Origin of the sequence: Sphingobium sp. 3R8 (genome assembly GCF_020166615.1) — a bacterium.
GTDB lineage: Bacteria > Pseudomonadota > Alphaproteobacteria > Sphingomonadales > Sphingomonadaceae > Sphingobium > Sphingobium bisphenolicum.
Genome location: NZ_JAIQXR010000040.1, coordinates 1 through 11106, shown reverse-complemented (window position 1 = coordinate 11106; position 11106 = coordinate 1). Strand labels below are relative to the sequence as shown.

The following is an 11106-nucleotide window of genomic DNA, read 5'->3' as shown; positions in this document are numbered from 1 at the left end:
TCGGCGCACTTTTTCTCGCTTGGTTTCCCTTTTAAAGCCTATTTAGGCTCCTCGACCCCGCTATTCCGGACACAAATGTTCTCCCTTTATTCACCTGCTGGGAGTGATGTCAAAGGATCGATAGGGCTCATCAATCCGCATTCAACCATCTTACCCTTTGCCCGGCATGGGGTATCGTCGTGTCAGCATAGCAATCAACGGGTCTTTCGGTGTTTCTGTCTTTTTGAGGTCTCAAACCGTATCATTGCGCATCGCTAAAGCGCGCCGCGCAAACGGCCAAAAAGTTGCCATCGGGAATCGCGGGCCGATTTGGAAAGAGAGCAGCCTTCACATTCTGCTTTCCAAGGACTTGAGATTATAGTCGCATGGCGATGCTCACCCGTGCAGTGACACGTCGTAAGCGTATTTCCGTTGCTCAAAGTGCTGCAATTGCGTCCCAAGTCGTTCTGCTTCTTTGGGACGAGGGAGCCTTCAGCGATAGGCCGTTGCATCCCCGGATAGCTCGTTCGCTGCCTCTGCTCCTGCACTTTGCTCGGTTTCGCCATCCGCGCCTTCAGGCGCATCGACCTCACCGATTTCCGCAGCATGGGCCCGGACCTCGACGATGCGCTGTCCGATCTCTTGCTCGAAGATTCCCAGCATAGGTCCTGCGCCTGCGGGCATGGCGGCGACCTCGGCTGTAGCAGCGGGAAGTTCTTTCAGGAGGCGCTGGGTCAACTGTTCCACCCGGCGAACTGTCGCCGTTCCCGCAAGGCCGCACGCTGCCGCCATGGCGCGCCAATGGCGCCCATAGATATGGCGTCCACGGCGCTGGCTCCCTATGGCCTGGGCGTGGTTCTGGGTGATGCCGTCCCAGGCAAGGCCGGACATCAGATCATAGAGCGGAGCGAGGGCAGGCCTGCGGGGTCCGAGCAGCAGCGAATAGTTTTTTGCATGGGAGTCCACATTGCCGATAGCGATGTTGAAGATCACTGCATCGAGAAGCTGAGTGATTTCCCGCGCCGTCATATGCGCGCGCACCAGCGCGAACATCTCGGCGAGGGAAGGGCCTCGCGTGCCGGTTCGGTTGAACTCATATTTCGCCGCCGGAGGACGACCCAAAGCTTGGCAGAAATCCTCCTGATGGAGGCGCCTGGCGCCTTCGTCGTCCATGATCCGGTCATAGCGTGTCACGAGGAGATAGGAGCGCTTGCCTGCAAGCCCCGTGATGATTGGCGCCGTGGCAAGTCCGGCCCGGCGCGCGAGTACCATGCACAGGGCTTCATTCTGCACGCTGCCAAACAGGCGAGGATTATCCGGCTTCAAAATATGGGTCGATGCAGCGCCACGGATGGGGATGGCGATCTGATTGCCTTGCAAGGCGACCGGCAGCTTGTCCTGCGCGCCGGCTAGGCTCATCGCGACGCCTTCCTCATCGACGAGGAACGGGCGCGCCGGGAGTTCGGAGATAATGCGTTCGAGCGCCTCTTCGTCCGGAATCTCGCGATAACCGGGAGTGCCGGTCGGCTCCGCTGGCTGGATTGATAGAGCACCGGCCAGGTCATTGCCGGTCTCCGCTATCAGGCCCAGCACATCTTCAGGTGATGCGCCTAGTACTCGGGTCATCGCGCGCAGCGGTTCTCCCTCTGGCAACAGGTTCAGGAGCCAGGGGAGGAGACGTTCATCCCGGTAACTATCGGGCCCAAGCGGCATGGTCAGCGACACGGGGAAGCGATCTGCCGCACCCAGCCAGCTCTCCACGTAGGTGAGACGCGCGCCTTGCTCGTCCGCGGCGATCATCGCCACCGGTCGATGGTTGTAGAATAGGGGCAGTTCCATACGGACGTTCAGTCCGCCGACGCGGTGGCTTGCAGTTGCAGACCCACCGCCTGAGCAGCGGCAAGCGCCTTGCCTAACTGAGCGGTCGGCTTGCCCGCTTCAAGCTCGACAATGAAGCGTTCGCCGCTGTTGATGGCAAGCGCCAGTTCGCGCTGGGTGAGACCCAGCGCCTTGCGTGCGCGCGCAATTTCGGAACCGAACTGGCTGGCTGTCGTAATCATAGGTCTTCCCGAACGGGAAGAAAGCATGAGGAAGAGGCTATTGCAACCTAAAATCTTCCCGAACGGGCAGATTTCCATTTTTGAGTACGAGGGCTGCGATATTTCTTACCGAGCGGGAAGAGCGTTGGGCGCCGCTCGAAACAGGTAGATGGATCTGCGTCTGGCAAGGAGAGGTCGTGAGTTACAAAGGTTGGATTTATAGCTCAATATGGGCGATAATATGAGTTATAAACTAGAATTCTATAACTCATGGCTTGGAATTGTCAGCAATCGCACTGGCCGCATTTTCGGTGGGATGAAGGCGCGCTTATCCTCCTGGAGGCACGGTTCCTGCAGAATGTCGGCGAGCAGATCGGCTCCATCAAGCCTGTCGATGCGAAAGGACCGTACACGATCCTGATCGACATGATGACCGGGGAAGAGGTCAAAAACTCCGAGATCGAAGGCGAACTGCTCGACCGTGACAGCGTTCAATCCTCGCTCCGTCTTCAGTTCGGGCTGGATACGGAGCGCCGCCGCGTTCCACCTGCTGAAGCCGGCATTGCGGAAATGATGGTTGATCTCTACCGCAGTTATGCCGAGCCGCTGTCCCACGGCGCCCTACATCGTTGGCACCGTATGATCGCCAATGGCCGCAACGATCTTGCCACTAACGGCGCCTAGAGGCCATTGCGCTCCAGATCGATAATGCGGATTGCCATGCCGCGGGCTGGATCACCGGGAATGTCCTCGAACCCAAACCTCTGGAACAAGGCACGAATGCGGTCATCGAGCGGATGGACCAGCATGCAGAAACAACCGATGTTCCTGGAAACCCTTACAGCACTCGCAAGCGCGAAGCCGATCAATGATCGGGCGTGGCCGAGCCCTTGATGGCGCTGATCGATAGCAAACCGACCGAACATGACTGCGGGAATAGCGGTGAGCCAGATATCTGGCGTAATCCCTTCGGACGGCTGGGATGCTCGCTTGATCTCCGCCGCTGAAAGACTGACATAGCCGATAATATCGCCGGTGACCGGGTCTACCGCCACATGGGTTCGTGCCATGTCGGTTTCCTGGTCCTGCCACGCATGATACCAGAACCAGTGGTTCAACGACGCGCGTCCGCAGTCGAACGCATATCTGTCGTCGTCGCCAGTAAGGGCGCGCGTCGATTCCAAGGATCGGATCGCTGAAGACCGCCGAAGCGCAGCTATGTCCTTGGGTGGGGTGTCGACCCACGCCTCGATTTTATTCCAGTCCTCAGCGGGGATGGTGACTAGTCGCCGCTCGAGCAACGCCGTCTCCGCCGCCTCGATCGCCTTGCCGCGGATGAAATTACTCAGGTCGACGCCGGTGTGCTTCGCCGCCGCCTCCAGCGAGGCGCGTTCGTCGGCGTCGATGGAGATGTTCAATGGGGAAGAGGATCGATCAGCCATACCCCCGTCCTGTTCCATGCGGGACCAGGAGCGCAAGCGTTCGGTTGCCATCGGATGTCGAATTGATGGCAAGCGCCAACTCGCGCTGGATGACGCCGAGCGCCTTGCGCGTGATTTCAAAACGACTTGGCTGGCTGTCGTAATCATAGGTCTTCCCGAATGGGAGGATGGAATGCCCGGGCGGGCAAAATTAGCCCGCTACTGGCGCAGAGGGATATTTCGACATCCTACTTTCGTGACGGCTTCGATCCTGTATGGAGCCTGACCCTCTCCCTAAGCCTTTACAGGACAACCTATTTTTCATGATACCGAAGGCCCGTCGCAAATATATTTCCAAAGCTCGGGCTATCTCGGCATCTCCCAAAAAGAAACGTGGCCCCAAGCCGCGTCCGATTGTCGAGCTTCCAGACCCAAAATCCACATTATGGGCGGACAAGCCGACTTTTCATGAAGCTTTGGCACTGCACATGGAACGCCACGGTGATACGGTCTGGCATCTGCACAGGGCGATCACCGGTCCCAAAGACCGGTTCGATCGAAAGACGATCGAGCATTGGGTCGCGGGAAACAAAGTGCCGCGCGCCGTCGCCAGCCTGAACATGCTCGCTCGTATCGAAAATCGATATCGCCTCCCGGTTGGCTATTTTGCTGCCAAGCTTCCACACAGTGGTCGGGCGGCAAACGGTCATACGAAGCTTGGTGACATGACGCCGTCGGAAAGACGGCGGTTCTCCTGGCACTTGCCCAGTGATTTCGACAAGCGGCCATTGAAGGAGCGCCGCGAAATTCTCGATTGGGTTCGTAAGGTGATCGTGTCGGGGGCGACGGATTATCGTCTCTATCAGGCAATGGCTATGCGTCACCGCTATGCCCTTCGTTTCCCCGATCTGGCCGGTCTGCACACGAATGCCTCGTTGAACCGGCAGAATGAATTTGGGGAGGAGGAACTGGACGATGTGCAGATCGACCTCGCCGCTGCCACGCGTGACGCTCCGCAGCGCTTGATAGCAGAAGTGGCGCATCTCATTCAGTTCAAGACCACGACACTGACGGAAAGAGGCTATCAGCGTAACGGTGTCTGGAACGAGCAGACCGCGCTTCAGAAGGTCGATCATCTCGGCCTGTTGTTCGGAGCGATGGTGGCAGATCCCAAGGGACCGGTCGCCGGCTTTGGTGCTTCTCCGGCCAGACTCACCTTGGCGCTATTGGTTTTTCCGGCAGTGTGGGACTGGTATGTTCAATGGCGAGAGCGTCGCCGTGGCTTTTATACCATATGGGAAGTCAACATGGTCCAGCTTGGTCTCGCACTGACGCGGACTGACACCGGGTGGCTGCGACAGCGCCCGGATCTGGCTCGATCGCTACGCCCGATCGATGGTCTGGTATCGCAGGACGATATCGAACGAGCAATTGCCGACTGGGACGGGACATGTGAGGCCTTCTACCAGCATGGAATGATGCGGGTGCGGGAAATCCTCCGTGTTGCCCGGGTCCACCGGGACACGTTCGAGCCGATCATGGCCGTCCTTGAAGCGGATAGTCCGGTCGGAGAGTATCGGCGTATTGCGGACGAAGTCCTGCGGCTCATGCCGCGTAACGATCGCTATCCGAAGGCCGCGGCAGAAAGCGTTCGTTCCTTTCTGATCATCCGTCTTGGCCTGCACCTCGGCGTGCGCCAAAAGAACCTCCGGGAACTGCTTTTCTGTCCCCGAAACGAACGGCCTTTATCTGAACGACAGCTGGAAATGCGTCGGTGCGGAGAAATGCGCTGGAATGACAGGGGCCGGGGATGGGAAGTCCTCATACCTGCGGCGGCATTCAAGAATGGGAACTCGTCCTTTTTCGCGAACAAGCCGTTCCGGCTGCTGCTCCCCAATGTCGGCGATCTCTATCGTTTTATCGATGCCTGGGGCCGCGATCATCGCGCGGTGCTTCTAAACGGGACCGAAGATCCGGGAACCTTCTTTGTGAAGACCGTCAAATCGACAAGCCAGGATGCTGCCTATAATCAATCGACCTTCTATGAGGCCTGGCGCCTCGTCATCCAGCGATATGGCATATATAATCCCTATACCGGGCGGGGAGCGATCAAAGGCCTTCTTCCGCATGGACCGCATAGCGTGAGGGACGTGCTGGCCACCCATGTGCTGAAAGAAACGGGCTCTTACGATCAGGCCGGATATGCAATCCAGGACACGGCGGAAGTGGTTGCTCAGCATTACGGGCGATTTTTGCCGGAGAACAAGGTGGCGCTGGCTGCAAAGATTATCACGAAAGTGTGGGAAAAGACCGAGGAGAAGCCTCCTCTTGTTCCGGCGGCATAGCAGGTCCCGGCGGTGCGCTTTTGATGAAGGGTAAAGATTATGGTCGGGGAGAGGGCTGATTTGAGGGACGGCAATGGGAATGTTTGACCACATCTACTGCGAAATTCCGTTGCCCGACGGCTTCACGGGAAAGATGCAAACCAAGGATTTCGATTGCCTGTTTGCCACCCTTTTAATTCGGGCCGATGGTCGGCTGATGATCGAGGATTGCGAGTGGGAAGACGTTCCTCTCGAAGAGCGGCCGAACCCTGAGTTTCCTCTTTTGGGAGCGCGCAGAGCCATAAACAAGCGCTGGCGCGATCTCGATTTCCATGGTGACTTTCGCTTCTGCGGCGCACGAGAGCCCGGCGGTCAATGGCATGAATATGGTGTCAGATTCACCCACGGCGCGCTCGAATCCATTCATGTCATTGAAGAAGCTTATCCTCCGCTCACAGTATCTGCTGAGCTGAAGGCGGTGCCAATGACAGCGACCGATGAAATTGGGACTGAAGCTGGATCGATGATCGCGGAGCCAAGAGAAGGCCTCACCCTTGGGCGCAAGCTCGATAGCATTCTCACCGCCTTGCCCGCGGATCGTCGTCGAATCGTGGAAAGTCGAGCAGTTGAACTTATTACTGAGGCTATGAGGGAGTTAAGTATCTGAAGCTTGCCCTTTCTTTGCGTTGCCCAATCTGAAGACATGCGGTGGACCTCTCAATCTTGTCCGCCGTAAGATAACACACGCGCCGACGATCCTTTGAGATATGAATGTCGATAAGATGCAGAAGCAATTGTTCCTCGCTCGATCGACTTGAAAACGAGATTGGGACATTCTGCTCGGTCCGCTTCGGAACGGAATCACGCTGGCAGCGGACCATCCCGGCGCGAGGCACTATGTCGGCTTTGCGCCCTAATGACGGTCATTGCGCCTGCCGCCTACAGATCCTGAAAGCCGCCGTTAGTTCAGCAAACACCGATTTGCATGACTGGTGGAATGCTCTCTGACCGCTTTGAGGCAAGTTGGGCGATAAACTGCCCTTCATTCAGGAACAGGCAAGCGGCAGCAACGCTTTGAAACTACAATGAAGTCTTCCCTTCGCCAATAAAGTTTCCCACCAACAATGGACTTCTCCTGTGATGTGCCCGGCCGGTTCGTCCCGATTAATCGGTTTGCCCTGATCATCGAAACGCATTGCGGCACACCGCCCAATTCGTGGCTCACTGTCGGCACGGCTTGCGGATGATGCGCTGGACCCGCAGAAAGGCTTACACGCGTGCCGATGGCGGACGGCGTGTTGGGAAGAGTCGCGTCGGCGGAAGGAGCGGGTTTTGAGCGAGATGGGCGACGGGGCGGATCACAGTATAGTTGGCCCGACTGCATCGAATGTGTCGCAGTATTTTACCTTCGTCAGGTCTGGCGACCAAGGGACGCAAGAACTGGACTGGGATAAGGGTCCTGAGCAGGTGCGCAAGGCACTGGGCGAGGCGCTCGGCGCGCGCAACGTCGCCTTCCTGCTCGGCGCGGGCTGCTCGTCAATGATGAAGGACGGCACAGAGCGCGGCATCGCCACGATGGCGCCGCTGGCGGCGGAGTTCTGCGGTGCAGCCGGTGCCGCCGCGGGCGGCCCCGCCTGGGCGCTCGACGCGTCCGACCTGTCATGCCTGGCGGGGCACGGCCTGACCCTCGACGGCGACTACACCCGCAACCTGGAACGGCTGATGGAGACGCTGCATGCGCTCCGGTTCGTGCTGTCGCGGAGCGACGACGCCGGAGACGTGGACGAGGTCGCGGCGATCGATGGCATGATTGCCAAGGTTCAGGCGTTCCTGTGGGAGCGGTGCACGGCCGGGGCCTTCGCCAATGGCGACGACCAAGTGCTCGGCCTCTACGAATCCTTCTACCGTCGCTTGGTGCTGCGCGACCGCTCGCTGCCCAGGCCCTGGATCTTCACGACGAACTACGACCTGTTCAGCGAACGGGCGATGGACCGTCTGGGGCTGCCATACGCGAACGGATTCTCAGGCGTCGTCGAGCGTCGCTTCAATCCGGCGACGTTCAGATACGCGCTCGCCGAGCAGCTCGACATCTCGAACCGCAAGTGGTCGGCGGTCGACGGATTCGTGTACCTGTGCAAGCTGCACGGCTCGATCAGCTGGACCGAGGACGACCACGGGCTCTTCCCGATCCGCGAGACCTGGCCGCAGACCGCGCCTTCGAAGGTCATGATCTTCCCGACGCCGGCGAAGCAGAACTCGAGCCTCGGGTCGCCCTATTCCGACCTGTTCCGCGAGTTCCAGTCGCGCATCGTGCGGGAGCAGAGCGTCCTGATCACCATGGGCTATGCCTTCGGCGACGAGCACCTGAACAACATCATCTACCAGGCGCTCACGATCCCGACTTTCAGGCTCATCGAGTTCGCCGATCCGGGGTCGGGCGGCGACATCGCCAAGCTGCGCGCGCTGGCAGATCCGCGCATCTGGATCATCGGCGGGTTGGGGCCGCCCGGCGGCGCACCCGGCCATTACTTCAGCACTATCGTCGAGCACCTGTTGCCGCGACGCCCGTCCGACAGGATCGACGACGCGGTGAAGCTGGTGCTCCAGACCATGGCCGCCGGCTCGGCCGCCGCCGCGGTGCCGACCGATGACGACTGACGATCGGCGCCGCGCAATCGGCTCTGTCGTCGCGGTCGCGGCCGACAGGTTCGTGATCGAGATGCATGGCGGCACGGACAGCTTCACCGTGGTCGGCTTCGACGACGTGCATTACGTCGCCCGGTTGGGCTCGTTCGTCATGATCCCGGCCCAGGCCGAATATGTTGTGGCCGAGATCGTGGGGCTGCGGAGCGCGACGCCGGTTCCGGTGGCGAGATGGACAAGGCCGGGTCGGCCAAGTTCCTCGACGTCGTGCCCGTCGGCATGCTGCCCGTGGAGGGCGGCAAGTTCCGCTTCGGCGTCTCCATTTTCCCCTCCCTCTACGCTGATGCACTCTACGCTCTGGACAAGGAGCTGGACCGAATCTTCGACACCAGCCCGACGTCGGAAGGGTCTTCGGGGCCCGACGGTGGCGACTGCGTGCCGGCCGAGGCGACCCGACTGCGCATCCTCGAGATCGGCCAGTCGGTCGTGTTCGAGGATTACGGGGTCAAGGTGCGCATCGACGAGTTCTTCGGCGGCCATGCGGCGGTGCTGGGCAACACTGGCAGCGGCAAGTCGTGCACGGTTGCCGCGATCCTGCAGGAGCTGTTCGACAAGCCCGACGAGCACTATGCCAGGGGCGCGACCTTCGTCGCGCTCGACGTCAACGGCGAATACCACCAGGCGTTCGGCAGGCTTGCCGCGACGGGCGTGATCGGGGTGGATCGGTTGGTGCTCGACGGCACGGCCTCCGCCGACCGGTTCAGGATCCCGCACTGGTTTCTCGACCTGTCCGAATGGGAACTGCTGCTCCAAGCGAGCGAGCGCACGCAGGTGCCGATCCTGCGCATGGCGCTCGGCCTTGCGACGCTGTTCGGCGGCGCGGCCGACGGGCAGCTCAACGGCATCCGCAACCACATCCTCGCCAAGTGCATCACCCAAATCCTCTCGGACGAGAGCCCGCCCGGGGCGAAGGAAACGCGGATCCTCGGCATCCTGCAGCGCTTCCGGACCTCCGAGATCAGCTCGGGGACGATCGGCGCGATGGTGCACGTCCATTATGGCAACATGGACCACATAAAAGACGCCTTCGAATACCTGGTCGGTGCGGATGGTGACGGCGGCTTCGTCATCGAGAATTTCAAGCTGCCCGACTATTCGAATAGCCCGTTCGAGTTTTCGACATTAGGTGACGCGATCGACCTGGCGCTGCTCTATGAGGAGGCGCACGGCAACCGCCAGATCAGGGACCATTGCTCGCAGATGGTAACTCGCTTCAAAGCCCTGCTGGAGCGTGAGGATTACGCCTTTCTCCGGCACCCAACGGCAGGCGCGACGAGGGACACCGGGCCGTTCCTCGCCCGGTTGCTGGGCTTGGGCGCCCAGAACGGCGGCCACGTGAAGGCGTCGCAGGTGGTGATCATCGACATGAACGCGGTGGAGGACGAGGTCGTCGAGCTCGTCAGCGCCGTCGTCGCGCGCATGGTCTTCAGGCTGCTGCGGCGTGCCGAGCCCCGCAGCCGCTTTCCCGTCCACCTCCTGCTCGAGGAGGCGCACCGTTACATGTCGTCGACACCCTCCCGCTACGCGCTCGACGCAGGTCGCGTGTTCGAGCGGATCGCGAAGGAAGGCCGCAAGTATGGCCTGTTCCTGTTGGTGGCCTCGCAACGGCCGAGCGAGCTATCGAAGACGGTCCTGTCGCAATGTTCGAACTTCGTCGTGCACCGCATCCAGAACCCCGACGACCTGTCGCAGATCAGGCAGATGTCGCCGTCGATATCGGATGGTGTGCTGCGCAGGCTGCCGACGCTGCCCAAGCAGCACGCGCTGGTGTTCGGCAACTCGGTCAACCTGCCCACGACCTTCAGGGTTCGGAGCGCCGATCCGCTGCCGGCGAGCGACGACGCGAAGATCGTCGACCTGTGGTTCCACGAGGCCGGACGCAAGGCGGGCATCACGCTATCGGCAGCGCCCGCAGAGCTGATCGACGAGGAGGAGGACGATCCGCCGTTCTGAACGTGCCTCTTTTCCTCTCTTCCTAGGGCCACGTGGCCGAATCTAGCGGCGCCTGAAGATGCGCTTCATCGGCTTGTTCCTCGGCGGCACGACGCCGCCGCGCACGTTGATCTCGACCCGACGGCGGCCGATGATGCGGCCCCACTGGTAGACGGTGACGTCCATGGCGTGGTTGCCGTTGTAGGCGGAATGCTCGTCGGCGGTGAGCTCCGCCCCGGCGAAGTGCCCGATGTCGTTCTTGCTCCAGGCGTCGTGCCCGCGGTTGCGGACGGTCCAGCGCACCGAGGCGCCGGCCGGCAGCTCGTCCGCGTTGATCAGTTCGAAGTGGATCGAGCAGTTCTTCACGATCGTGGCGATCGAGTTCACGCCATCGCGGACGTAGCTGTCGTTGTCCCTCGAGACGGCCCGGATGTAGATCCGGGGGTCGAAGGTGTAGGCCACCAACGCCGTGCTCTTGGCGACGGTCGCCTCGCTGCGTTCGCCGCCATCCTCGCCGTCGACGTCCTCGGGCATGGGGAAGAAGTGCTCGAAGGCCTCGGTCCAGATCTCGGCGGCACTCTCCTCGCTGGTGGCGGTATTGGCCCGCCGGGCGGTATCCTCGAACTCGCGCAGCCGCGCGACGAGGTCCTTGCTGGCATCAGCCGTCAGCCTGTTGAGGTCCTCGCCGGTGTCGGCCGGATTGGGGAC

At 60.7% G+C, this 11106-nt stretch carries 9 protein-coding genes; 5 read left to right on the top strand and 4 right to left on the bottom strand.

Going from position 1 to position 11106, the window contains the following annotated elements:
- Positions 1-471: 471 nt before the first annotated feature.
- Complete coding sequence (locus K9B33_RS22480; RefSeq protein WP_224551346.1) at positions 472-1818, bottom strand: type II toxin-antitoxin system HipA family toxin; 1347 nt, start codon at positions 1816-1818, stop codon at positions 472-474.
- 8 nt (positions 1819-1826) lie between these two features.
- On the bottom strand, positions 1827-2039 hold the full coding sequence (locus K9B33_RS22475; RefSeq protein ID WP_224551345.1) for a helix-turn-helix domain-containing protein: 213 nt from the start codon (positions 2037-2039) through the stop codon (positions 1827-1829).
- 249 nt (positions 2040-2288) lie between these two features.
- On the opposite strand from K9B33_RS22475, the gene K9B33_RS22470 reads away from it, so the two are divergent.
- Positions 2289-2702, top strand: coding sequence for a DUF4172 domain-containing protein (locus K9B33_RS22470; RefSeq protein WP_224551344.1), 414 nt, complete (start codon positions 2289-2291; stop codon positions 2700-2702).
- Here the strand turns inward: K9B33_RS22470 and K9B33_RS22465 are convergent.
- Positions 2699-3460, bottom strand: coding sequence for a GNAT family N-acetyltransferase (locus K9B33_RS22465; protein WP_224551343.1), 762 nt, complete (start codon positions 3458-3460; stop codon positions 2699-2701). The genes K9B33_RS22470 and K9B33_RS22465 overlap by 4 nt on opposite strands.
- Before the next feature lie 302 nt (positions 3461-3762).
- On the opposite strand from K9B33_RS22465, the gene K9B33_RS22460 reads away from it, so the two are divergent.
- From K9B33_RS22460 to K9B33_RS22445, 4 genes are all read left to right on the top strand, one after another.
- Positions 3763-5784, top strand: a complete 2022-nt coding sequence (locus tag K9B33_RS22460) for a hypothetical protein (protein WP_224551342.1) — start codon at positions 3763-3765, stop codon at positions 5782-5784.
- A gap of 79 nt (positions 5785-5863) precedes the next feature.
- Positions 5864-6430, top strand: coding sequence for a hypothetical protein (locus K9B33_RS22455; protein WP_224551341.1), 567 nt, complete (start codon positions 5864-5866; stop codon positions 6428-6430).
- 674 nt (positions 6431-7104) lie between these two features.
- Positions 7105-8421 carry an SIR2 family protein gene (locus K9B33_RS22450; protein ID WP_224551347.1) on the top strand — a complete coding sequence of 439 codons (1317 nt, stop codon included), beginning with the start codon at positions 7105-7107 and terminating at the stop codon, positions 8419-8421.
- Positions 8422-8637: 216 nt separating this feature from the next.
- Positions 8638-10419 carry an ATP-binding protein gene (locus tag K9B33_RS22445; RefSeq protein WP_224551340.1) on the top strand — a complete coding sequence of 594 codons (1782 nt, stop codon included), beginning with the start codon at positions 8638-8640 and terminating at the stop codon, positions 10417-10419.
- Between the two features lie 42 nt (positions 10420-10461).
- Here K9B33_RS22445 and K9B33_RS22440 read toward each other — a convergent pair.
- On the bottom strand, positions 10462-11106 hold a 645-nt coding region (locus tag K9B33_RS22440; RefSeq protein WP_224551339.1), incomplete at its 5' end, for a nucleotide-binding domain-containing protein.